The organism is Pseudomonas mandelii, from assembly GCF_002251635.1.
GTDB lineage: Bacteria > Pseudomonadota > Gammaproteobacteria > Pseudomonadales > Pseudomonadaceae > Aquipseudomonas > Aquipseudomonas mandelii_B.
Map to the genome: position 1 here is coordinate 26,147 of NZ_NMOJ01000112.1, position 22,652 is coordinate 48,798.

Genomic DNA, 22,652 nt, shown 5'->3' on the forward strand with positions numbered 1-22,652 from the left:
ACCCATTCGCCTGAGAACGAACGCGGCAGCTCTACTTTGATTTTGGAGTATTGCAAATGCACGCTATTGATCCGTTCAAAACTTCCCTCTTTGCTACGCCTGTCATCACCCACCACCGCCCAAAAACCGGAGGTGCCCAATGACCAACCCCCAAGACCTCAAAACCATCGGCCTCACCCCTTTCTCCTACCACGCCAACGAACCGCTCTTCCGCATCAACGCCGGTGTCCCGGTCATTGCAGCCCTCTCCCACGCCTCCGATCTGCTCCACGTCGCCAAACTGCTCGCGTCAGACGCGGCCATGGTTCGCGACACCGACCGGCACGCCTGGGCATCGCATTACTTACAGGATATGAGCAAGGCGATCATTGATGATGTGGTGAAGGTGTTGGACGCGCCATGTAACAACCGAGCCAGTAACGTCGCACCATAAAAATGGCACGCATAAAAACGCCCCGAGTCTATCGGGGCGTTTTGAGTCGCACTGATTAACGTGTCGCAATTTTTCACTTTTTGCGACACGTCTTTGGAACGTGTCGCCGCGGACTGCGCAGCCCAGCGGGAGCAAGCTCCCTCGCCACAGAGGTGAGCAATCAAGCGACGTCTACTGTCTCCACAGTGATCTGCTTCAGCGCATAAAACGGCGCAAGCGCCGCCTCATCCGCCGAAGCCCCGGTAATCAACCGCCACTCCCGCTCAATCGGCGTCCAGTGCTGCTGTCGGGCGCGTCCCAGCTTGTCAGTGTCCGCGAGCACAACAATCTGAGCCGCCCGCTTGATAATGCATTCCTTGAGGTACGCCTGCTGCGCGCTCGCCTCACACAACCCAAACTCCGCAACCACACCATCCGCACCCAGAAAAGCCTTGTCCACACTCAACCGACTCAACGTCAGTTCCGCCAACGGCCCCAACGTGCTCATGCTCGAACCGCGCAGATCACCGCCGATCAACGTCAACCGCACGCCCGGCGCATTGGCCAGAGTCATGACGGCGAGCAAGTTGTTGGTCACTACATGCACGTCTTGCCGCGAACACAAATGATGGGCCAACGCAGCACACGTGGTGCCACCATCGAGCAGGACAGTATCGCCATCCTGAACATGAGCCGCCGCAGCCTGGGCGATGGCGTCTTTCTGCTCCCACTGGGATGTTTTGCGTTCTTCAAGGGAAGCTTCCGGCTCATGAACGCCGACAACCGAAGTGGCGCCGCCATAGGTCCGCACCAGATGCCGCTGTTTGGCGAGCATGGTCAGGTCGCGTCGCACCGTGGCTTCCGAGACACCGAGCGCCGCGCTCAATTGCTCGACGTTGGCATCGCCAATGCGTACGAGATCGAGGATGGCGCGGTGGCGTTCGGAGGCTTTCATGGCGGGTCTCGTTGTGTGGACGGTGGTCGATCTTACACGACAGCGCCCGCGCGGCTCATCCCCGTCGCGTGGCGAGCTCCGCACCCTGGCGCAGCGCTTCGAGCAGGCTGCGTTCATCGGCGATGCCCTTGCCGGCGATGTCGAAAGCCGTGCCGTGGTCGACCGAGGTGCGGATTACATCGAGGCCGACGGTCACGTTCACGCCTGCTTCAAGTCCCAGCACTTTGACCGGGCCGTGGCCTTGGTCGTGATACATCGCCACCACCAGGTCGAAGTCGCCGCGTCCGGCGCGGAAGAACAGCGTGTCGGCGGGCAGCGGGCCGGTGACGTCGAGGCCGCGTTCCTGCAGCAGTTTCACCGCAGGGATGATTTTTTCTTCCTCTTCGCCATAACCGAACAAGCCGTTTTCACCGGCATGGGGATTGATCCCGCACACGCCGATTCGCGGTCTGGCGATGCCGGCCTTGATCAGTGTCGCGTTGCCGCGCTCGATGGTGCGCTGGACCAGGCCCGGTTCGATCTTGCGGATCGCGTCGATGATGCCGATGTGGGTCGTGACGTGAATCACCCGCAACTGCGGTGCCACCAGCATCATCGACACTTCGTCGACGTTGGTCAGGTGCGCGAGCATTTCTGTGTGGCCGGGGTATTTGTGGCCGCCGGCGTGCAGCGCTTCCTTGTTGAGCGGTGCGGTGCAGATCGCGTCGATCTGGCTGGCCTCGGCGAGTTGCACGGCGCGGGCGATGTATTGATAAGCAGCGTCACCGGCGATGGGCGACAACTCGCCGAACGGCAGGTCGTCGGGGATCAGGTCGAGGTCGATGCAGTCAATGGTACCGGCCTCGTACAAGGCTTGGGAGGCGTCTTCGATGCGGCGCACTTTGGCGCTGCCGCCGACGATGACGTTGGCTTGTTCAAGGCGGCGGGCATCGCCGATCACCAGCGGCCGGCATTGTTGGTAGACGATGTCGTGAGTCAGGCTCTTGACGATGATTTCCGGGCCGACACCCGTGGCGTCGCCCATGGTGATGCCGATGATGGGGAGGTAATTGCTCATAGTGTTCATTCGAGTCCTTGGATTCGTGTGCGTTGGGGCGGGGAGCGATCGGCGCTGTCGCTCAGGTGTTGCCATGCCGCATATAAGGCGTTGTCGGTACCGAACGCGCCGGCCTTGGTAACGATGCCGGGACGATGGCCCTGGCGGGAAACGGTCGGGCGGGCGAAGGCGACGCCGGCTTCGATTTCGGTCAGCAGTTGCAGGCTGTCGATGCCGACGGTGGTCAATATGGCCCGCGCCGTCTCGCCGCCCGTGGCGATCAGGCCGCCGACCTTGGCGAAGTGCGGTTCGACCAGCACGGCGAGCATGGCCGAGAGTTGCGCGCCCTCTTGGGGATCGAACGCTTCATCGCGGCCGATGCGCAGCAGCAGGTCACTCCAGCCGTCCAGCTGCTCGCCAATGCGCGCTTGCCAGAGTGCCCAGTCGGCATGCGTCGTGCCCTGGCGAAGGACTTCAGGCGGGACGACCAATTCGCTGACGCCGCCGCGCTCCTTGAGCAAAGCACACTGCCGTTCGCAGACGCCGGAGAGGCTGCCGACGAGTATCAGAATCGGCGCCTGACTTTTTTGGAGGGCATCAGGCTCGATGGCTGTGAAACGTGCTTCAGAGAAGTCGGAAAGACTGGCGATTTCTCGCGCCAGGCCACCCGAACCGATCCAGAACAGCGGCTGATCCATCGACGCGGTCAAGCGAGCAAGGGTCAGCAGGTCGTCTTCGGTCTGCGCATCGACGATCAGCGCCTGCGTGCCATTGCCGGCAATTTCAGCAATGTGCCGTTCGAGCGCTTTTTCGTTGCCGCGCAAGGTGTCGAGGTCGAGCTTCGCAGTGCTCAGGCCTGCGGCAATCAGCATCGCTTCGACATCGGCCGGACGGTCGGCGTTTTCCAGTTTCCAGGTGTCGGTGGTTTCCAGCGGCTGGCCGTTAACGAACACACGACCGCCGCGCAACGTGCGCCCGGTAGCCGGGAACGCCGGGGCGACGATGGCCAGGCCGGCCAACGGTTGCAGGGCGGCAACCTCAGCCGCCCAGTTGCCGCGCAGCGTCGAATCGATTTTTTTGTACAACCGCTGTCCAGGTTCGTGCAGCGCCTTGAACGCCGCGACCGTGCGCTCGGCAGCCCGCGCTGGTGAGAGGCGCCGAGTGTCCGTATCGGCGGCAATCACTTGTGCGTCAGCCTTGTCATTCAAAGGGTCGAGCGTGACGACCGTTTGCATCCCCACACTCGCGAAGCCGATGGCGCAATCCGCCGCGCCGGACAGATCGTCAGCGATGATCAGAATCCTCATCGCAACGCCTCCTGCTTTTGAGGTTCGATCCCGGGTTCAGGGATGACGACAGGATTGCGCTGCTGCACGCGTTTGGCGACGGCGGCGGTGAGTAACGGCGCAAGAATAGCGGTGACCACGACGCAGGCGGCTACCAGTATGGTCGCGCTCTTGGCCGCTTCGGCGTACACCGGGTTGGCTGCCGCAATCAATGCAGGGACGGCGGCGGCATTCCCGGCGGTGGTGGCTGCGGCAACACCCGCGACGCCTGTGCCACCGGTCAAACGATCGGCGAAGAACAGCGGAATGCCGGTCAGCACAACCACCGCAACGCCCATGCCGAGACCCAGCAAACCGGCCTGCCAGACGTTATGCAAGTCCAGGCTGGCACCGAGTGCAAGGGCAAAAAACGGGATCATCACCGGAACGGCTTTGGCCAGGAAATCGCGCATGTCACGGTCTAGGTTGCCCAACAGCATGCCGAGGGCCAGTGGCAGGATGCTGCCCACCAGCGTCGGCCAAGGGAAAGCCGACAATCCGGCGATGCCCAAGGTGACCATCGTCAAGAAAGGCCCGGACTCCAGAGACATGACCGAATAGGCGCCGACGTCTTCGGAGCGACCGTATTGCCCCATCAGCGCCATGTACAAGCCGCCATTGGTGTCGTTCATCGCTGCGACGACCGCCAGCGTTGAAATGCCGGCGAAGAGGCCAGACGAGATCGGCTGCTCGCCGAGAAAATGCCCGAGCACAATGCCGATAAGCACGGCGATGCCGACTTTCGTGATGAGCAGCGTGCCGCCCTTCTTCAGCAGATAAGGCGTGGCCTTGATATTGATGCTCGCGCCCATGCAGACGTAGAACACCGCGAGGATGGGTAACGCCCCGGTGAACAGCGCATTGGTGAAAGAGCCGAAAAACTTCGGTGTGTCAGGAAGGAATGTAGCCACCAGTGAGCCAATCAGCAGCGGGACAATCATCATGCCGCCAGGGATGCGTTCAATGGTGCGCTTGATAGGAATTTGGGCCACGAGGGTCTCCTTTTATAATTGTTTGGTAAGACGTACTTCACCTCGAAACTGACTGATTCGATCATTTAGTGATTGAGTCAGTCAAAATAATCTTAGGCTTTCGTTCTTAATTGCGCAAACTAATCATTCAAATGATCGTTTTGATCATTTATGGAGGAAACCTGTTTTTTCACAAATACCTTTGCCAGCCACCGCAGTAGCCGCCCTCAGATACAGAAAAGCGGCAAGGTCGAGCATTCACAACCCCAAAAAAAATGCCCAAACCTCCCGGCCTGAGCATTTTTTTGACCCTGATCACCCAGCTTTCCCAAAAAACCTCGACTCTATGTAAGCCTCCAGCCATCGGACGCAGCATCATTTCGCTACTAAACTCGGGACAAGCGTGTTCATGTGCAGGATTATAGCCAGCACGTATCGCCCAACCGGCGGCCAGGTACTCAACAATAGCCAGCCCACTTTAGAGGGCATTACCCAATGGATAGCAGAACCCTACGCAACCTGATGCGCATTGTGCAGACCGGCTCTTTGTCGGCGGCGGCAGAGCATTCCTGTTTAACCGTGCAGGCGTTGGCCGCGCAGTTGAACAAGGTCGAAGAACTGTTCGGTTTTCGGTTGTTTCGTCGCTCCAACAAGGGGTTGACCCTGACCACGCAGGGCACGGAACTCACGCCTTACATGGACAAGGTGTTGGTTGCCACGCGGCAACTGGAAGAAAAAGTCGCCGCGCTGAAGGTGCCTGGGCAGCGCACGCTCAAGGTGGCGCTGAACACGACGCTGTCGGCTGACTTCAATCGGCGGATGATCGGACGCCTGATTGAGGTGTTTCCCGACTATCAGCTGGAATTTAGCTACGCCGAGTCGATGGAAAATCTCAGCAAGCTGAAGAACGAAGACTTCGACCTGGCGGTGCTGATTGGTCCGCAGAAGCCGGGATTGCCCAGCATCATCCTGCCCGAGGTCCAGGTGCAGGTGGTCGGTGCGCATTGCGGTCAGGAACATGATCCGCTGGTGCTGCTCGGCAACAAGTTTCAGGTGCGCCCGGCAGACGATTGTCCGTATTCCCACAGCTTCTTGCGCTTTCTCGACGCCGGTCTGGGCAATTACGAGTCGGGCAAGCGGATGGTCTATTCCTGCAGCGAAACTCTGACGTTGTCGTTGATCACGCAAATGGATGGCCTCGGCATGGTCTCGCGGGATGCGGCCCAGCGGAATGGCCTGACGATTTTTCCCGGTTTCGAGGATGCCCTCGAAGTGCGGCTGGCGATCAATAATCCGGAGTTGTCGGGGCAGGCCTTGCACGATGTGGTCGACCTCCCGCTACATGAACGAGCCGAGCGCAATGTACGCAGCCGTTCCCACCGCAACGGAGAGAAAGAGGTTTTTGCTGAAATACGCACATAACAACGTCGGAATCGCGGCATAGAATTCCGGGCGATCGAGCTGCACGTGCTGATCCTTGATCAACAACGGCGTAAGGCTGATTGCAGCGACGATCGCCACCGGCAGGTATTCCAGCGCACGGGCGACGAAGGGCGGCCAGTGGTCAGTGTTCACTTGCAGCGGCAACGCACGCGGCAGGAAGGTCACGGCCATCATCAGCGCGACCACCAAAATCAGGAACGTTTGGTCAGGCATACGCCCACCCCGCAGCCCACAAATGTGGCGATAAATACATTGAAGGGCGAGCTGCCGACCAGGCTCAGCGCGCCCATACAGGCGACGGCGGCCAGTGCGGCGATGAGTTTGTTACGTGTGTTGCACAGCGACACCAGCACGTAGAGCATCATCGCGGTCAGCGCGTAATCGAGTTGATACTGGATCAAGTGCGCTGCGTACTGTGCGCAAATTGCCCCCAGCAAACCGCCGAGCACCCATGAGGTGTGGCAATACAGATTGAAACCGATCAAGTAACGCACGTTGACCGGCGAACCCTTGCCCAGTTTGACGCTGTGAAAAGCGAACGACTCATCGGTCAACCCACCCGCGTAACACCAGCGCTCCATTCGACTGAGGCCCATTGCTTGCAACGCCTTGGCCATGTAGACCGACATCAGCATGTGCCGCGCGTTGATCAGAAACGTGGTGAGGATGATCGTGGTGAGCGAAGCACCGCTGGAAATCAGCGCCAGGGCGGCGAACTGCGAAGCGCCAGCGTAAACGAACAGGCACATGGCGACCGGCAGCCATACGGGCAACCCGGCATTCACCGCCATCAAACCGAACACAAACGACACCGTGAAGTAACCCGCAACCACCGGGCTGGCTTCGGCGAAGGTGCGCGAAGCGTGGGGCTCGACCATCAGCGGCTGGCGGCTGGACGTCTCATTCATAGGTCCCTCTCAAATGTTCTTTCACCGCGCGGTTCGCAAAAACCCTGGGCACTCCAGAAGCGCTGGCCGGCAAGGTTAGCATCGTCGACAAACAGGAACATCCGCAGCACGCCCACGCGCTTCATGTCTGAGGACGCCGCTTCAACCAGGCGTTGACCGACGCCTTGGCTGCGGTAATCCGGGCTCACGGCGAGGTGGTTGATCGTGCCGCGACTGCCGAGCATTCCGCCCAACACCGCGCCGACAATTTCGCCGCTGACGTCCAGTGCGATAAACGCGGTGGTGGTCTTCTGCACCAGCACACTGCGCAGGCATTTGGCATCCTGCCACTCACAGAAAGACACTTCTTCGAACTGCCGAAAGAAGCGTTCCAGGCGCTGTGCATCCTTGGCCGTGGTGCGCCGCAGCATCACCGGTGCAGGGCACTCGGCGAGGCTGGTCACGGTGTTGTACTGTTCAGCGAACAATGTCGAAAGCGGTCCCGGGCCGCGAGAAAGAGATCGCCAGAATTTGCCGGTACGCCATGTCGTGAGAATGGGTATTGCGTGCCGGTGTCACGTAGTGACGCATGTCGCGATCGAGAAAGTAGGTGGTGTCGAGGATTTCCTGATACGTCGTCGAGGCCAGGTGTTCCTGGTTTTCAGTGTCGTATAAACGACTCTCTGCCCCTTCAACGTTATTGCGTCCCCAGAAGTGCACGCCGCTGAACGGATAACCGTCGCAGTGAATCCCTTCCGGGGTGATTTCCAGTTGTTTGCCAGGCTTGATCTCGATGCGGATCTGATGAATCTGGCATTGCCAGATTTCGTCGTGCAACTCAGGTGGCAACACGTTTTTGTACACTTCGAAATCGGTGTCGATCAGGCTGCGCATCACTGGCGAACTGATGATTTCATCGGAGAAGTCCTGGAAGTGCCGAACCATCCCGCCAACGTAACTGTTGTTCGCCTTGGACTGAACATACGCGCGGTGTTCCAGTTGCTTCAGGTCGCGCGTGACCGGGTTGTACTCGAAATCGCTGTAGCGACGATAGCGCATACCCGCCTCGGCCTGACCGTAGTAACTGTCCGGCTCCATGTTTTCCCAACTTCTGGTCAATCTGACGAAATCGTTGAAATGACCGAAAAGATTGAAGTCAGCACCCCGAACGTTGGCATATTTGTCACGCCGTAGAAATTCGCCCACTTCTTTGTTCAAAACGATCATTTTAAAAATCTCCGTGCATTTAGCTGCCTAATCTAGAGAGCACAGGATTTACGTCCATGAGAAAGAATTTGAGGCATATCAAGCGCTGCTTGAAACGGGGCATGACGATGCTTCAATTCGACTTTTCATGATCGAAAATGGCCGTTTTATGCGTTTTTCGAAGGTTCTCAGGCGAAAAAAAAACCCCGAACCAGTCGGGGTTTTTTATCGAGTGTCGAACACTCAATCGATCATCAGAAGATGTTGATCGGATAATCCACGAACACACGTACTTCGTTGCCGCTCACGTTGTATTCGCTGGATTTCTGCGAGACACGCAGGATCGAGCTGCGCAGTTTCACGCTCAGGTCTTTCGCCGGGCCGCTTTGCACGACGTACTTGAACTGGTTGAAGATTTCACGCTCGGTGCCGCCTTCGCTGGTAGACGTGGTGATGTTGTCACCGCGCACGTAGGCGAAGTTGTAGCTCAGCCCCGGAATACCGAAGGCGCTGAAGTCCAGGCCGTAGCCCAACTGCCAGCTGCGCTCGTCTTCGGCGTTGAAGTCGGACCAGTAGGAGTTCGCCAGGTAGATGGTGTTGCCGCCGTCGCCGACACGACCTTGACCCTTCTGGTAACCGCCGTAGGCGTAGCCCAGGTTGCTGTCGCCAGTGCTGCGCTGGTGAGCGAGGGTGAACGAGTGCGGGCCGGTGGCGAAGGTCGCCGCCAGGCTCCAGATTTTGTTGTCGTCGCCGGTAGCACCGCTTTCGCGGACGTAGGAATCATCCAGCTTGGTGCGATAGCCGTTGAAGTCCAGGGTCAGGGACTGATCCTTGTCGATCGGGAACACGTAGTTGGCGTTCACGTATTGCTTCTTCAACACGTCTTCGACATCGGATGCGTACAGCGCAGCCTTGAATTGTTCGGTGAACTGGTAGCTACCGCCCAACACGTTGATCGACTTCAGGCCACCACTGTCACGGCCTTCAGCGCTTTTGCGCGACTCGGCGGTGAAGCGACCGGCGTTCAGCTCCAGGCCTTTGATCTCCTTGGAGGTGATCAAGGTGCCGGTATAGCTTTCTGGCAGCAGGCGCACGTTGTCGTAGCTCAGCACCGGCAGGGCCGGCATCTGGTCGCCGTAGGTCAGCGTGGTGCTGGAGAGACGGAATTTGACCGCTGCACCGCCCTTGGACAGGTCGTCAGCCGCGTTGCCGCTGTCGCCCTTTTTAAAGAAGTCGATGCCTTGTGCGCCGGTGCGACCCTTGCCGCCATCCAGACGCAGGGCGTACATACCGAAAGCATCCACACCCACACCGACGGTGCCTTGGGTGAAGCCGGACGAGAAGGTACCGATGGCCGCTTGGCCCCACTCGGCTTTGTCCGGGTTGCCGTCTTTGTAGTCACGATTGATGTAGGCGTTGCGCAGCAGCACTTTGAGGCTGCTGTCTTCAACAAATCCCTTGGATTCGGCCTGGTCGTTAGCCATGGCCTGTGTAGCGCTCAACATCCCCAGAGCGATCAGGCTGATTCGCTTATTCAACATTTTGTTCTTTTCCTTATTACCGGTTGATACGCGCTGTGTCGAACGGCTGAAACGGCGCTATCGCACTCTTTTTTCACCCCAAAACAAAAAGGCCCGCCCACGAGAATATCGTGGCGGGCCTTTTTATTATTTTATGAGTCATGGCGGTTAGCCACAGGCGTTGGGCGAATGCTATCCGCGCCTTCAATGATGTGTCAATTTCATGAATCGTCTATGAAAAGGCGAAAATAATCTAAGCAATCACTTGCCAGCGATCGCTAGTTGCACCGTATGGCTGTCGACGAATTGTTCATATCGACCAGGGTAAATTGTCCATCCTGTTCAAGGACGAAGGTCGGAAAACCCTGGCCGCCGACCTTGGCCAAGAATGCGCGGCTGTCTTTTATATGGTGATCGGTTCCGACTGCTTTGAATGCCATCTGGAAGGCTTGAGGTTCAAGATCGATGTCTTCGGCAAGCGCCAACAACACCGCTTCATCGGCGATGCGCAGACCTTCCACGTAATGCGCGATTTGCAACCGCCCCAGCAACTCAAGCCCTCGGCCGGCGATGTGTTCGGCGGCCAGCACCGCAGCAATTGGCGGTGTGGAATCGAACACAGCGGTCTCATCGCGCAACAGACCTTCGAAATACGCTTCGCCAAATGGCTGGCCGGTGTATTCGGCGATGCGGCGGTCGTGGGGCATGACGTAGTTGCGCAATTGTGGCGAAACGGCTTGGCGGTTGGCGCCGCTCATCATGCCGCCACCGTGGGCGATCACCGGTAAAACGCCTTGGGCGGCTTGCACTAGCGGTTTGGCGCCGTAGCACCAGCCGCATAAAGGGTCGTAAATGTAGTGAAGGATCATGGCGAGACTCCGGCAACCAATCAGGGGAATTCAGTGCCGGCAGACTAATCCTCGGACCGTTGCGGAAAAACGCTGGAATGGCTTTCAGTCTGTTTCATGAATCGGGCGAATGGCCTCGCCGAGGCTTTGTAGGAATCTCGACACAATTCGAAACAATCAAACAAAGGAACTTTTCAAGAATAATTAACGAAAGTAAATAACAAGCATTACCATTCGCGCCCTCGAATTCTTCCACCCTTTCGGATGCGCTTCAGATGCCTGCCCCCTTCCGCCTTACGCCCGTCACCCTTGGGCTTTCTGCTTTTCTGTCTGCCGGTTTCACCTGCGCCGCGACCACCGTTTTACCCGAAACCTCGATCAGTGCCGAAGCAGAAGCCGATGACCCGCGAGTGAAGGAAACCAGCACCGCCACCCGCACCGCGACACCAGTCCGCTACGTGCCCCAAGCCATCGACTCGATTAAAACCTCGAACGTCTCGGATTACGGCACCAATGATCTGGGCACTGCGTTGAGCGGCATCCCCAACGTCAGCAGCGGTGCCGACACACGGTTCGACAGCCTGCGTATCCGCGGTTTCGACGCGAGCAATGACTTCTACCTGGACGGCATACGCGACGACAGCCAGTACGTGCGCGACCTGCATAACATCGAGCGCATCGAAGTGCTCAAAGGCCCGGCAGCCGTTCTATACGGCCGTGGCAGCCAGGGCGGGATCGTCAACCGGGTCAGCAAACTGCCCGAGTTCGGCCGCCGTTCGACCATCGAAGCTCAAGGCGGCAGCCATGATTTGCGCAGCCTGTACGCCGACCTCAGCACCGACCCTAGCGACGACATCAGCCTGCGCCTGAACATGGGCAACCAGGACAACAACAGCTTCCGCGACGGCGTGAGTGGCAACCGCCAGCTGTTTGCGCCGTCCATGAGCTGGCAACTGACGCCTGACTTGAATTGGTTGGTGCAATACGAATATAGCCGTTACAACCGCACGCCGGATCGCGGTATTCCTGGGGTCAACGGGCGCCCGGCAGACGTAGGACGCGATACGACCTACGGCAGCGAGCACGATTTCATCGACGACAAGTCGCAATCCCTGCGTTCCAAACTCAGCTATGAACTCAGCGACAACTGGCAGCTGCGCCATACCCTCGGCGTGTTCAAGCTCGACAGCGATTTCGACAACACCTACCAGACCGGCTATGACGCCAAGACCAACAAAGTCACGCGCCAGCGCTGGCAGCAGGACCTGACCACCCGCAACGTTTTCAATAACCTTGAGCTGGAAGGCGGTTTCGACACCTTCGGCCTGGAACATCGCCTGCTCACCGGCNTNGAGACCGGCAGCCAGCGCCGTGATCCGACCTTGTACAACGCGGCCACTTCCGGGCGGGGCAGCTCACCGGTGCCCGCGCTGGACCTGTACAACCCGAATCGCGATCTGCGTCATACCGGGCGCATGCAGGTGTCCAGCGACAACCACACCGAAGTCGAAAGTCGCGCGCTCTACGTGCAGGATCAACTGCGCCTNAACGATCAATGGCAACTGCTGGCCGGTCTGCGCTACGACACGTTCGACATCGAATCGACCAACAAGCTGCGCAACATTTCCGAAGACCGTGACAGCCATAGCACCAGCCCGCGTGTCGGCCTGGTCTGGACGCCGCTGCAGAACCATTCCTTCTATGCGTCCTGGACCAAGACGTTCTCGCCAGTGGGTGGCGGCTTGATCGGCATCACCCCGAATGCCGCAGGCAGCGTCAACGACCTGAGCCCCGAGCTGACCAAGCAAAAGGAAATCGGCGTAAAAAGCGACTGGCTCGACGACCGCCTGAGCACCACTCTGGCCCTNTACGAACTGGAACTCTACAACCGCCGCACCAGCGATCCGCTCAACCCGACCATCACGTTGCTCTCGGGCCTGCAACGTTCCCGCGGGATCGAGCTGACCGCCGCCGGCAAAATCGCCGGCAACTGGTACGTGCGCGGTGGCGTCGGCTTGCAGGACGCCAAGGTCGAGAAAGACAACAACGGCTTTGAAGGCAAGCGCATCAGCGATGTGGCCAAGCGCAATGCCAGCCTGTTTATCACTTGGAAACCGGAAATGGGCTGGTACGCAGAAACCGGTCTGACCCTGGTAGGCGACCGTTACGCCGATAACCTCAACACCGTCGTGCTGCCGGGTTATGGCCGTTGGGATGCACTGGCCGGGTTCCGGCAGAAGGATTGGGACTTGCGCGCGGCGCTGAACAACATCAGCGACAAGACCTATTACTCGTCGGCCACCAGCGCCGCGCAGATTCAACCCGGCGAACCGCGCAGCCTGGTGGTGACGGGGACCTACAGCTTCTAAACACTGTTTTCAAGCCAATAACAATCCCCTGTGGGAGCGAGCCTGCTCGCGATGGCGGACGGTCAGTCAATGCAAGCGTTGACTGTGCCGCCGCCATCGCGCGCAGGCTCGCTCCCACAGGTTGTGGTCCTCACCGGTTAAACAGTGTTTAGAAGCTGTAGGTCCCCGTCACCACCAGGCTGCGCGGTTCGCCGGGTTGAATCTGCGCGGCGCTGGTGGCCGACGAGTAATAGGTCTTGTCGCTGATGTTGTTCAGCGCCGCGCGCAAGTCCCAATCCTTCTGCCGGAGCGGTAGTTCAGTAAACATCGATGCTGAATGATCCAACGCCATCGCGAGCAAGCTCGCTCCAACAGTGGCTGGGGGTGACCAAAGCGCTGTATTTCAAAAATCCATCGCCCATAAAAAAGCGCCGCCTTCCCGGCAGCGCTTTTATCAATCCTTTGTTTTTTCTTCTTATCCTTCCATCACATCCCACAACGCTTCCAATTCCGCCTCGCTGAACAAACCAGCGGGGTAACGCTCGATCATCATCCGGCGCGGATCAGGTTCTCTGATCTGACGCGTTCCATTGGACTTCAACCAGTGCGCAAGGACCTGGAGCGATTCGCTATTGACTGCCAGGGGATGCAATGCCCGCTCGCTCACTACGTTCACTTCGGCGTTCATTTCGGCGCTCTCTCCCGGTTTGTGAGCGGCTAACTTATCCAAGGTTTATGACAGAACATCGAAGTCCTCCCCCTCCCTGTTTCACCCCATGACAGATACAAGAGCTGTGCCAATATTTCTCAAGTGTCGACAAGCGGATACAAAGAAGCCCGCGGTCCTTTCGGGCTGCGGGCTTCTTGATGAACGGCGGGGCCAAACCTTTGCCTTGGTGGTTTTTTGACCGGTTCAGGCTGTTACAACCCCACTCACTCTTTGTGCGGCGCAGGCTGTTGTTGAGTAAGGCAATGAATATTTCCGCCGCCCAGTAACAGTTCGCGGCCCGGCACCATCACCACTTCGTGCTGCGGGAACAGGTTTTGCAGAATGTCCTTGGCCTGGCTGTCCAGCGGGTCGTCGAAGCTCGGCGCGATGATGCCGCCGTTGACGATCAGGAAGTTCACGTAGGAACCTGCCAACCGCACGGTCGGATTTCGNTCCTGAGTCCCGTCCACCGGATCCACGCCCGCGCACTCTTCCTCGGTGGCATACANCGGCCCCGGNATCGGCATTTTATGCACNGTGAACGCGCGGCCCTGGGCGTCGGTGCTGCTTTGCAGCACGTCCATCGCTGCGTGGCAGCGCGCGTAGTTCGGGTCTTGCGGGTCATCGGTCCAGGCCAGCAGCACTTCGCCCGGGCGCACGTAGCAGCAGAAGTTATCCACATGGCCGTCGGTTTCGTCGTTGAACAGGCCGTCCGGCAACCAGATGATCTTATCCACAGCCAGGTTGTCGCTGAGCACCGCTTCGATCGCCGCACGATCCAGGTGTGGGTTGCGATTGCGGTTCAGCAGGCATTCTTCGGTGGTGATCAGCGTGCCTTCACCGTCGACATGGATCGAACCACCTTCCAGCACGAAACCTTCGGTGCGGTAACGCGGCGCGCGCTCGATCTCGAGGATCTTGCCGCCCACCTGCGCATCGCGATTCCACGGCGAGTACAACCCGCCATCGAAACCGCCCCACGAGTTGAAGTCCCAGTTCACGCCACGGACTTCGCCACTGTTATTGATGACGAACGTCGGGCCGGTGTCGCGAACCCAGGCGTCGTCGCTGGACATCTCGACCACACGAACATTTGGCGCATCGAGGCGGGCCCGGGCGTTTTCGTATTGGCCGGCGGAGACCGCCACGGTCACCGGTTCGAAACGGGCGATGGCTTTGGCCACGGCCACGTGAGCGGCCTGCGCGGGCTTGCCACCCAGGCGCCAGTTGTCCGGACGCTGCGGCCAAATCATCCAGGCTTGGGTTTGTGGCGCCCACTCGGCGGGCATGTAGAAGCCGTCGGCGCGCGGGGTGCTGTTTAAAGTGGTCATGCGATCAGGACTCCAGGGAACCGTCGAGGGTTTTGAGCGCATTGTATAGGTTCGGGCGACGATCGCGGAACGAGCCCCATGCGCTGCGAATGTGCTCGAGTTCATCGAGATCGAAGCTGTGAACCAGCACGCCTTCCTCGGTCTTGTCGAGCTCCTGGACCTTCTCGCCAAACTGGTTGGCGATGAACGACGAGCCGTAGAACGTGATGTCGTAGCCGTCCTGTTCTTCATTGCCGATGCGGTTGCTGGCGATCAGCGGCATCAGGTTGGCGCCGGCATGGCCTTGTTGCACGCGCTGCCAGTGGTCGCGGGAAGAAATGGTCTTGTCGTGCGGCTCGCTGCCGATGGCGGTCGGATAGAACAGGATTTCCGCGCCCAGCAACGCCATGCTGCGGGCGCACTCCGGGAACCACTGATCCCAGCAGATGCCCACACCGATTTTCGCGTAACGGGTGTTCCAGACTTTGAAGCCGGTATCGCCCGGGTTGAAGTAATACTTTTCGTGGTAACCCGGGCCATCCGGGATGTGGCTTTTACGATAAATCCCGAGGTTGCTGCCATCGGCATCGATGATCGCGATGCTGTTGAAACGGGCGCGGCCGGCCAGTTCGTAGAAGCTGATCGGCAGCACCACTTGCAGTTCCTTGGCGACTTTCTGGAAGTGCTTGATGGCGACGTTATCTTCAACCGTCGTGGCCAGTTGCAGGTAATCCGGGTTCGGCTTCTGGCAGAAGTACGGCGCCTCGAACAGTTCCTGGATCAGGATGATCTGCGCGCCTTTGGCCGCAGCCTCACGGACCAGTTTCTCAGCGGTCTCGATGTTGGCTTCAAGGTCCCAGGAACAGGCCATCTGGGTGGCGGCGACGGTAACGATACGACTCATGAATCATCTCCGGGCAAGTGCTTAACGTTGGCAGTGACGACTTTATAGCCGATAAATANTGAATCATCTCCGGGCAAGTGCTTAACGTTGGCAGTGACGACTTTATAGCCGATAAATATCGGCTTTAAAAGCAATCAGTCTTCCATCCGTCTATTTTTACGCACTTAAACCCGATAACAATCGATGTTTTGTCGGCATTTCTGATGCCGCCTTCGCGGGCAAGCCCGCTCCCACAGGTTTCTTGTCGTACGCGAACCCTGAGTATGACGCGGACCTGTGGGAGCGTGGCTTGCCCGCGAAGGCGATCTCAAGCCTTACAACCCTTCATCCAACACCTTCGAAAGCATGTCGACAAAGAAATCCACACTCCGGCGCGAGGTCACCATCGGCGGTTTGATCTTGAGCACGTTCAGATAATCCCCCGTCGGCTGCATGAAAATCCCCAACTCCCGCAACCGGTCACACAGTGCCGTGGTTTCTTCGGTCGCCGGTTCCAGGGTCTCGCGGTTGCGGATCAGCTCGACACCCAGATAGAAGCCGGAACCATGCACCGCGCCTACCAGCGGATGAATATCGATCAGCGCCTCAAGTCGCTCCTTGAAATACCCGCCCACCACCTGAGCGTTTTCCCAGAGCTTTTCTTCCTCCATCACATCCAGCACCGCCATGCCGATCTGGCAACTGACTGGGCTGCCACCGGCCGACGAGAAGAAGTAACCCTCGGCCTCCAGCGCCTCGGCGATGTCCCGCCGGGTAATCACCGCGCCCAGCGGCTGGCCGTTCCCCATGCCCTTGGCCATGGTGATGATATCCGGCACCACGCCTTGCTCTTCAAAGCCCCAGAAGAAATGCCCCATGCGGCCGTAGCCCACCTGCACTTCATCGGCGATGCACACGCCGCCTTGGGCACGCACCAACGCGTACACCTGTTTCAGATAACCCGGTGGCAGCGAGATCCCGCCGGCATTGCCGTACACCGGTTCGCAGATGAAACCGGCCAACGGGCGTTTCTGCTCAGCGATTTTTGCCAGGTTGTGTTCGACGCTGCGCACGTAGTCCGGCGCGCTGCCCGGACCACGGAATTCGCCGCGATAGGTATTCGGCGCGCTCACCGGATGCACCCAATCGGGACGGCTGCTCAAGGCTTTCGGGTTGTCGGCAATCGACGTCGAGACCGCGTCCGCGCCCACGGTCCAACCGTGGTAGGCCTCCAGCACGCTGAGCATGTCGCGCCCGCCGCTGTAGGCCCAGGCCAGGCGTATCGCCAGGTCATTGGCCTCGGTGCCGCTGTTGACCAGAAACACCCGGTCCATGCCCTCCGGCGCCAACGCCAGCAACCGTTCGGAAAACTCGGCAATCGCCGCATAGTGGAAACGCGAGTTGGTGTTGAGCAATGACCATTGCCGCGCCGCCTCCGCCGCCATGCGCGGGTGGCCATGGCCCAACACCGCGACGTTGTTGAGCATGTCCAGGTAAGAGCGGCCCTGCATGTCGATCAGATGGTTGCGCCAGCCACGTTCGATGCGCGGCGGGTCAACGTAATAGTGCTTCTGCGAGCGGGCGAAACTGGCGTCACGTCGAGCCAGCAANGTCTGCGAATCGAGCTCGGCTTCAGCATCGCAAGCCAGCCCCAGCAGCGCCGCCGGTGACGGGCACAACGCTTGCCAGGCCGGTGCGCGGGACGGCGTGCAAAACAACGGCGCATCGAACGAAGCGCCTCGGCACAACTGCACAATCAACGGCCCGCTGACCGCGCCCAACACCTGACCTTTGACCAACGCCGCACCGGTGTGCAGCGACGGCGTCACGCCCCACAACCGCACGCTCAGTTGCGGGCCGTCCAGTTGCAGCACACCCGCCGCCGGTTGATGCACCACGCCGGCAAATGGCGATTCGACCGCCGTGCCGTGCGGCACGCGCAACTCCACGTGCAACGGGCAAGTGTCGGGCTCTGCGGCGCTGTCCGGTTGGGTGCGGGACAAACGATATTGACCATAGCGACTGGCTGCCAATCCGTGAGTCGCAGCAGCTTCAGTCAACAAACGCTGATCAATCCCCTCCTGTTCCCAGTTGCCCGCCTCAAAATGCGGGCTCAGCACGCCCAGATCGATCAAGGCAAATTCACGCCCCACCAGGCTCGGCAGCAACGGTGCGAAACCTTCGCTGCCAATGTTTGGCAGCGTCTGGCCGACCGACGTCAGAATCGCCGCTTCCATTAATTCCAGCGGCAGCGACGTGGCCACGCGGAAGATTTCCCACTCGTGGGTCAGGTTGTCGCGGCTGTAATCATTGCCCGGATCAATGCTGACTTGCTGTTCGCCACTGAGCACCAGCACCGCCGCGCGCGCGACGATCAGCGGCCACAGCGCCAGCAGTTCTTCATGAGTGAGCGGATTGACGGCGTGATACGCCCGGACCGCCGGCAAAATGTAGAAAGGATCGCCACCGGCGTGATGCAGCAACGCCGCGCAGGTGACCGACAGATCGGTAATGCGCCAGGTACGGATCAGGTCGCCGAAATCAATCACGCCCTGCAACTGCCACTGGCGTTGCGAGTCCCGCTGCCAGACCACGTTGTCGTCGGTGATGTCCATGTGAATCGCCTGCACCGGCAGCTTGTCCACCAGCGGCAGCAAATGATGCTCGGCCCGTTCCGCCGCGTCGGCGATCAACCGGCGTTGGGCGTCATCCTTGATTACCGGCAGCAAATGGCCGATCAGCGCGCTGGCGTGGCGGGCGTCCCACTGCAGCGTGCGCTCAAGGCCCGGATGCTCGAAAGCGGCCAGTGCCAGGTCCATTTCGCCGCAGAGCCGACCGAAACCGGCCACCACCGGGCCGGGCAAATGATTAAGGTGCGTCAGCGACTGGCCTTCGATGTAATCGAGCAGGCGCACATGCACGGCCTGACCACCAACTTCCAGGGTAAGCAGATCAGCTCCGTTTTTGGCAGGGATCACTCGCGGCACATGCACGCCGGAGTGTTCACCCAACTGCTTGAGTCCGGCATGTTGGGCTTGCAGCTCCAGCGCCGAATAATCGCCACGGCAGATTTTCAGGACGAAACGCCCTTGATCGCTGTCGACCCGAAAGTTGAGGTCCTGCTGGCTGCCCAAGGTGTGCAACCTTCCACTCAGCCCGTAATGTCCCTCCAGTAGCTCGAGCGCTTGCTCCGCAGACACTTGCGGGCTGGGCAAACTGGCGCGGTGAATCAACGTGGCGAGCGGCATACAACGACCCCTGAAATTTTATTAGGCGCTTATATCGCCACTGCATCGGTCGATAATCAACCCCCGACGGCGCGGCAAATGCCAAATACGACCAACAACCCTCTTGCACCGCCCTGCTCCTGCCGACAAGCTGTGCTCATTCGCTTTATCGTCTTACAGAAAAAGGCTGGCCAACATGCGTATTCTCATCACCGGCGGTGCCGGGTTTATCGGTTCTGCACTGATTCGCCACCTGATTCAACACACCGAGCACGAAGTGCTCAACCTGGACAAACTCACCTATGCCGGCAACCTGGAGTCGCTGACCAGCATCGCGTCCAACAGCCGCTATGAGTTCGTGCAAGCCGATATCATCGACCAGGCCACCGTCAGCGCCGTGCTGGCACGCTTTGAGCCCCAGGCGATCATGCACCTGGCAGCCGAGTCGCACGTCGACCGTTCCATTGACGGCCCGTCGGACTTTATCCAGACCAACATCGTCGGCACCTACAGCCTGCTGGAAGCCACGCGCGCCTATTGGCAGGCGCTGGCCGAGCCGGAAAAAAGCGCCTTGCGCTTCCATCACATCTCCACGGATGAGGTCTACGGCGACCTGCACGGCGTCGATGATCTGTTCACCGAAACCACTCCTTACGCGCCAAGCTCGCCGTATTCGGCCAGCAAAGCGGCCTCCGACCACCTGGTCCGCGCCTGGCAGCGNACCTATGGCCTGCCGGTGCTGCTGACCAATTGCTCGAACAACTACGGCCCGTTCCACTTCCCCGAGAAGTTGATTCCGCTGGTNATCCTCAACGCCCTGGCAGGCAAGCCGCTGCCCGTTTACGGTAACGGCCTGCAAGTGCGCGACTGGCTGTTTGTCGAGGATCACGCCCGGGCGCTGCTCAAAGTGGTCACTGAAGGCGTGGTCGGCGAAACCTACAACATCGGCGGTCACAACGAGCAGAAGAACATCGACGTGGTGCGTGGCATCTGCGCGTTGCTCGAAGAGCTGGCGCCGAACAAGCCTGAAGGCGTGGCGCACTTCGCCGACCTCATTACCTTTGTCCAGGACCGTCCGGGCCACGACGTGCGCTACGCCATCGACGCGAGCAAGATCGAGCGCGAACTGGGTTGGGTGCCCGAAGAAACCTTCGAAACCGGACTGCGCAAAACCGTTCAGTGGTACCTCGATAACCTGGAGTGGTGCCGTCGTGTTCAGGACGGCAGCTATCAGGGCGAACGCCTGGGCGCCCTCAATACCAAGGAGCTGCTCGCATGATGAAAGGCATCGTTTTGGCCGGAGGCTCGGGAACGCGTCTGCACCCGATCACACTCGGCGTCTCCAAACAGCTGTTGCCGGTGTACGACAAACCGATGATCTACTACCCGATCTCGGTGCTGATGCTGGCCGGCATCAAAGATATTTTGCTGATCTCCACGCCTCAGGATCTGCCGCAGTACCGCAACCTGCTGGGTGACGGCAGTCAGTTCGGGGTCAATTTCAACTACGCCGAACAGCCTTCGCCAGATGGCTTGGCGCAGGCCTTTCTGATTGGTGAAGAATTCATCGGTGACGATTCGGTATGCCTCATCCTGGGCGATAACATCTTCCACGGTCAGCACTTTGGTGACCAGTTGAAGAACGCCGCCATACGCCCTTCCGGCGCCACCGTGTTTGGCTATTGGGTCAAGGATCCGGAGCGCTTCGGCGTGATTGATTTCGACAGCGAAGGCCGTGCCCTGTCGATCGAAGAGAAGCCGAAAAAACCGAAATCCAGCTATGCCGTGACCGGCCTGTATTTCTACGACAACGATGTGATCGAGATCGCCAAAGCGGTGAAGCCGTCACTACGCGGCGAGCTGGAGATCACTGACGTCAACAATGCCTATCTGCAACGCGGCGATCTGCAGGTCGAGCGCTTCGGTCGCGGTTTCGCCTGGCTCGACACCGGCACTCACGACAGCCTGCTCGAAGCCTCGCAATACGTGCAGACCATCGAGCACCGCCAGGGCCTGAAAGTCGCCTGCCTCGAAGAAATCGCCTACGAAAATGGCTGGATCAACCGCGAACAACTGTTGGAGCGCGCCAGCTATTTCGGCAAGACCGGCTATGGCCAGTACCTCTTCAAACTGGCCGGGGAAGAACAATGAATGTAATTGAAACCTCTCTTCCCGGCGTATTGATCATCGAGCCCACGGTCTTCGGTGACGAGCGCGGCTTTTTCTACGAAAGCTTCAATGCCAAATTGTTTGAAGAAGCGACAGGCCTGAACACACCATTCGTTCAGGACAACCACTCCCGCTCGCAGAAAGGGGTGCTGCGCGGCCTGCACTATCAGCTGGAAAATACCCAGGGGAAACTGGTGCGGGTGACCGTCGGTGAAGTGCTCGACGTGGCGGTGGATATCCGTCGCAGTTCGCCGAATTTCGGTCAGTGGGAAGCCTTACGCCTGTCCGCAGAAAACCGTCGCCAACTATGGGTCCCGGAAGGTTTTGCCCATGGGTTTGTGGTGCTCAGCGATTTCGCCGAGTTTCTCTACAAGACTACGGACTATTACGCGCCGTCCGCTGAGCGCTGCATTCGCTGGGACGATCCGACGCTGGCCATCGACTGGCAACTGGATGAAGCGCCCAAGCTTTCGGCCAAGGATCAGAACGGCAAAAGGTTGAAAGAGGCTGATCTGTTTCCATGAGGATTCTAATCAGCGGTCAGCACGGTCAGGTTTCGCGTGAATTGCAACGCCGCTTGGGCGCTGTCGGCGAGTTGGTGGTTTTGGGGCGTGATCAACTCGATCTGGCTCAACCGCTGCAGATTCGTCAGCAAGTGCAACGAGTTCGTCCCGACCTGATCATCAACGCAGCCGCTCATACAGCGGTTGATCAAGCTGAAAACGAGCCGGAACTGGCGTTTGCCATTAACGCGACCGGCCCGGGCGTTTTGGCCGAAGAAGCATTGGCACTGGGCATCCCGCTGATTCACTACTCCACCGATTACGTGTTCGATGGCAGTAAAACCGAGCCTTACGACGAAACCGACGTGCCTAACCCGCTCGGCGTTTACGGCAAGAGCAAACTGGCCGGTGAGCAAGCGATCAACGCAGTTCAAGGCCAGCACCTGATCCTGCGGACCAGTTGGGTCTACTCGAGCCACGGTCGTAATTTCCTGCTGACCATGCAACGCCTGCTGCAAGAAAAACCGGAGATGCGCATTGTCGCTGACCAGATCGGTGCACCCACCTGGGCCGGCACTATCGCTGCCAGCACCCTCGCGCTGATCGAACATTGGCAAGCGGGACAGGCCGGTGTCTGGGGCACTTATCACCTGACCGCTCAGGGGGAGACTTCCTGGTTCGGTTTCGCCCAAGCCATCGGCGAAGCGCTGCGGGATCAGGGCAAGCCTTGCGCAAACCTGCTGCCGATCCCCTCCAGCGACTATCCGACGCCGGCCGCCCGGCCGCTGAACTCGCGCCTGGATTGCAGCCGCCTGCAACGCGAATGGGGCGTCAGCCAGCCTGATTGGCAAACCGCGCTGCGCGAGTGTCTTGCCGAGCAAGCCTAGGCATAATGCGCCT

The 22,652-nt window shown here is 59.3% G+C and carries 22 protein-coding genes; 7 read left to right on the forward strand and 15 right to left on the reverse strand.

What is annotated here, in order from left to right:
- Positions 1-139: 139 nt before the first annotated feature.
- The gene (locus B7L09_RS15800) at positions 140-433 is read left to right on the forward strand and encodes a DUF3077 domain-containing protein (protein ID WP_094469611.1); all 294 of its coding nucleotides are present in this window, start codon (positions 140-142) and stop codon (positions 431-433) included.
- A 160-nt stretch (positions 434-593) separates the two neighbouring features.
- Here B7L09_RS15800 and B7L09_RS15805 read toward each other — a convergent pair whose 3' ends face one another.
- Genes B7L09_RS15805 through B7L09_RS15820 form a run of 4 tightly spaced genes read right to left on the reverse strand, consistent with a single transcriptional unit; the run spans position 594 to position 4,720 of the window.
- Positions 594-1,367, reverse strand: coding sequence for a DeoR/GlpR family DNA-binding transcription regulator (locus tag B7L09_RS15805; RefSeq protein WP_094469612.1), 774 nt, complete (start codon positions 1,365-1,367; stop codon positions 594-596).
- A 55-nt stretch (positions 1,368-1,422) separates the two neighbouring features.
- Positions 1,423-2,424 (reverse strand): 4-hydroxythreonine-4-phosphate dehydrogenase PdxA, encoded by a 1,002-nt coding sequence (gene pdxA, locus B7L09_RS15810; protein WP_094469613.1) that lies wholly within the window; start codon positions 2,422-2,424, stop codon positions 1,423-1,425.
- Positions 2,425-2,429: 5 nt separating this feature from the next.
- Positions 2,430-3,710 carry a four-carbon acid sugar kinase family protein gene (locus B7L09_RS15815; RefSeq protein WP_094469614.1) on the reverse strand — a complete coding sequence of 427 codons (1,281 nt, stop codon included), beginning with the start codon at positions 3,708-3,710 and terminating at the stop codon, positions 2,430-2,432.
- Positions 3,707-4,720: a 2-keto-3-deoxygluconate permease gene (locus B7L09_RS15820; protein ID WP_077747522.1), complete on the reverse strand. Its 1,014-nt coding sequence runs from the start codon at positions 4,718-4,720 to the stop codon at positions 3,707-3,709. The genes B7L09_RS15815 and B7L09_RS15820 overlap by 4 nt, the downstream gene beginning before the upstream one ends.
- Positions 4,721-5,194: 474 nt before the next feature.
- On the opposite strand from B7L09_RS15820, the gene B7L09_RS15825 reads away from it, so the two are divergent.
- Positions 5,195-6,121, forward strand: coding sequence for a LysR family transcriptional regulator (locus tag B7L09_RS15825; RefSeq protein WP_094469615.1), 927 nt, complete (start codon positions 5,195-5,197; stop codon positions 6,119-6,121).
- Here the strand turns inward: B7L09_RS15825 and B7L09_RS15830 are convergent.
- The 6 genes from B7L09_RS15830 to B7L09_RS15855 all read right to left on the reverse strand — a co-directional run bounded on the left by B7L09_RS15830 (position 6,038) and on the right by B7L09_RS15855 (position 10,624).
- Positions 6,038-6,355, reverse strand: a complete 318-nt coding sequence (locus B7L09_RS15830) for an AzlD domain-containing protein (RefSeq protein ID WP_094469616.1) — start codon at positions 6,353-6,355, stop codon at positions 6,038-6,040. The two genes, B7L09_RS15825 and B7L09_RS15830, sit on opposite strands and share 84 nt — an antisense overlap.
- Positions 6,334-7,050: an AzlC family ABC transporter permease gene (locus tag B7L09_RS15835; RefSeq protein ID WP_094469617.1), complete on the reverse strand. Its 717-nt coding sequence runs from the start codon at positions 7,048-7,050 to the stop codon at positions 6,334-6,336. Before B7L09_RS15835 ends, B7L09_RS15830 begins: the two co-directional genes overlap by 22 nt.
- Positions 7,047-7,460, reverse strand: a complete 414-nt coding sequence (locus tag B7L09_RS15840) for a GNAT family N-acetyltransferase (RefSeq protein WP_169857613.1) — start codon at positions 7,458-7,460, stop codon at positions 7,047-7,049. The genes B7L09_RS15835 and B7L09_RS15840 overlap by 4 nt, the downstream gene beginning before the upstream one ends.
- 46 nt (positions 7,461-7,506) lie before the next feature.
- Positions 7,507-8,256, reverse strand: a complete 750-nt coding sequence (locus tag B7L09_RS15845; protein WP_094469618.1) for a 2OG-Fe dioxygenase family protein — start codon at positions 8,254-8,256, stop codon at positions 7,507-7,509.
- 233 nt (positions 8,257-8,489) lie between these two features.
- Positions 8,490-9,776: an OprD family porin gene (locus B7L09_RS15850; RefSeq protein WP_094469619.1), complete on the reverse strand. Its 1,287-nt coding sequence runs from the start codon at positions 9,774-9,776 to the stop codon at positions 8,490-8,492.
- 257 nt (positions 9,777-10,033) lie between these two features.
- Entirely contained in the window at positions 10,034-10,624 is a 591-nt protein-coding gene (locus B7L09_RS15855) for a DsbA family protein (protein ID WP_094469620.1), read from the reverse strand.
- 254 nt (positions 10,625-10,878) lie between these two features.
- On the opposite strand from B7L09_RS15855, the gene B7L09_RS15860 reads away from it, so the two are divergent.
- Positions 10,879-12,972, forward strand: a complete 2,094-nt coding sequence (locus B7L09_RS15860; protein WP_094469621.1) for a TonB-dependent receptor — start codon at positions 10,879-10,881, stop codon at positions 12,970-12,972.
- Between the two features lie 148 nt (positions 12,973-13,120).
- Here B7L09_RS15860 and B7L09_RS15865 read toward each other — a convergent pair whose 3' ends face one another.
- The 5 genes from B7L09_RS15865 to B7L09_RS15885 form a co-directional block, all read right to left on the reverse strand.
- Positions 13,121-13,279 (reverse strand): hypothetical protein, encoded by a 159-nt coding sequence (locus B7L09_RS15865; RefSeq protein ID WP_217902010.1) that lies wholly within the window; start codon positions 13,277-13,279, stop codon positions 13,121-13,123.
- A 147-nt stretch (positions 13,280-13,426) separates the two neighbouring features.
- Positions 13,427-13,639: a hypothetical protein gene (locus B7L09_RS15870; RefSeq protein ID WP_094469623.1), complete on the reverse strand. Its 213-nt coding sequence runs from the start codon at positions 13,637-13,639 to the stop codon at positions 13,427-13,429.
- A gap of 245 nt (positions 13,640-13,884) precedes the next feature.
- Positions 13,885-14,991, reverse strand: a complete 1,107-nt coding sequence (gene aguA, locus B7L09_RS15875; protein WP_094469624.1) for an agmatine deiminase — start codon at positions 14,989-14,991, stop codon at positions 13,885-13,887.
- Positions 14,992-14,995: 4 nt separating this feature from the next.
- Positions 14,996-15,874 (reverse strand): N-carbamoylputrescine amidase, encoded by an 879-nt coding sequence (gene aguB / locus B7L09_RS15880; protein ID WP_054047721.1) that lies wholly within the window; start codon positions 15,872-15,874, stop codon positions 14,996-14,998.
- A 314-nt stretch (positions 15,875-16,188) separates the two neighbouring features.
- On the reverse strand, positions 16,189-19,101 hold the full coding sequence (locus B7L09_RS15885; protein ID WP_094469625.1) for an aminotransferase: 2,913 nt from the start codon (positions 19,099-19,101) through the stop codon (positions 16,189-16,191).
- Between the two features lie 175 nt (positions 19,102-19,276).
- Between B7L09_RS15885 and rfbB the strand changes: the two genes are divergently transcribed.
- Genes rfbB through rfbD form a run of 4 tightly spaced genes read left to right on the forward strand, consistent with a single transcriptional unit; the run spans position 19,277 to position 22,639 of the window.
- Positions 19,277-20,359, forward strand: a complete 1,083-nt coding sequence (rfbB, locus tag B7L09_RS15890; RefSeq protein ID WP_094469626.1) for a dTDP-glucose 4,6-dehydratase — start codon at positions 19,277-19,279, stop codon at positions 20,357-20,359.
- Positions 20,356-21,231 carry a glucose-1-phosphate thymidylyltransferase RfbA gene (gene rfbA / locus B7L09_RS15895; protein ID WP_094469627.1) on the forward strand — a complete coding sequence of 292 codons (876 nt, stop codon included), beginning with the start codon at positions 20,356-20,358 and terminating at the stop codon, positions 21,229-21,231. Before rfbB ends, rfbA begins: the two co-directional genes overlap by 4 nt.
- Positions 21,228-21,773: a dTDP-4-dehydrorhamnose 3,5-epimerase gene (gene rfbC, locus B7L09_RS15900; protein ID WP_094469628.1), complete on the forward strand. Its 546-nt coding sequence runs from the start codon at positions 21,228-21,230 to the stop codon at positions 21,771-21,773. Before rfbA ends, rfbC begins: the two co-directional genes overlap by 4 nt.
- Positions 21,770-22,639, forward strand: coding sequence for a dTDP-4-dehydrorhamnose reductase (rfbD, locus tag B7L09_RS15905; RefSeq protein ID WP_094469629.1), 870 nt, complete (start codon positions 21,770-21,772; stop codon positions 22,637-22,639). Before rfbC ends, rfbD begins: the two co-directional genes overlap by 4 nt.
- Positions 22,640-22,652: the final 13 nt, after the last annotated feature.

Bases quoted from the DNA above. Each gene is read 5' to 3' on its own strand.
- B7L09_RS15800 (WP_094469611.1), top strand. From the start codon at position 140: ATGACCAACCCCCAAGACCTCAAAACCATCGGCCTCACCCCTTTCTCC.
- B7L09_RS15805 (WP_094469612.1), bottom strand. From the start codon at position 1,367: ATGAAAGCCTCCGAACGCCACCGCGCCATCCTCGATCTCGTACGCATT.
- pdxA (WP_094469613.1), bottom strand. From the start codon at position 2,424: ATGAGCAATTACCTCCCCATCATCGGCATCACCATGGGCGACGCCACG.
- B7L09_RS15815 (WP_094469614.1), bottom strand. From the start codon at position 3,710: ATGAGGATTCTGATCATCGCTGACGATCTGTCCGGCGCGGCGGATTGC.
- B7L09_RS15825 (WP_094469615.1), top strand. From the start codon at position 5,195: ATGGATAGCAGAACCCTACGCAACCTGATGCGCATTGTGCAGACCGGC.
- B7L09_RS15830 (WP_094469616.1), bottom strand. From the start codon at position 6,355: ATGCCTGACCAAACGTTCCTGATTTTGGTGGTCGCGCTGATGATGGCC.
- B7L09_RS15835 (WP_094469617.1), bottom strand. From the start codon at position 7,050: ATGAATGAGACGTCCAGCCGCCAGCCGCTGATGGTCGAGCCCCACGCT.
- B7L09_RS15840 (WP_169857613.1), bottom strand. From the start codon at position 7,460: ATGCTGCGGCGCACCACGGCCAAGGATGCACAGCGCCTGGAACGCTTC.
- B7L09_RS15845 (WP_094469618.1), bottom strand. From the start codon at position 8,256: ATGATCGTTTTGAACAAAGAAGTGGGCGAATTTCTACGGCGTGACAAA.
- B7L09_RS15850 (WP_094469619.1), bottom strand. From the start codon at position 9,776: ATGTTGAATAAGCGAATCAGCCTGATCGCTCTGGGGATGTTGAGCGCT.
- B7L09_RS15855 (WP_094469620.1), bottom strand. From the start codon at position 10,624: ATGATCCTTCACTACATTTACGACCCTTTATGCGGCTGGTGCTACGGC.
- B7L09_RS15865 (WP_217902010.1), bottom strand. From the start codon at position 13,279: ATGTTTACTGAACTACCGCTCCGGCAGAAGGATTGGGACTTGCGCGCG.
- B7L09_RS15870 (WP_094469623.1), bottom strand. From the start codon at position 13,639: ATGAACGCCGAAGTGAACGTAGTGAGCGAGCGGGCATTGCATCCCCTG.
- aguB (WP_054047721.1), bottom strand. From the start codon at position 15,874: ATGAGTCGTATCGTTACCGTCGCCGCCACCCAGATGGCCTGTTCCTGG.
- rfbA (WP_094469627.1), top strand. From the start codon at position 20,356: ATGATGAAAGGCATCGTTTTGGCCGGAGGCTCGGGAACGCGTCTGCAC.
- rfbC (WP_094469628.1), top strand. From the start codon at position 21,228: ATGAATGTAATTGAAACCTCTCTTCCCGGCGTATTGATCATCGAGCCC.
- rfbD (WP_094469629.1), top strand. From the start codon at position 21,770: ATGAGGATTCTAATCAGCGGTCAGCACGGTCAGGTTTCGCGTGAATTG.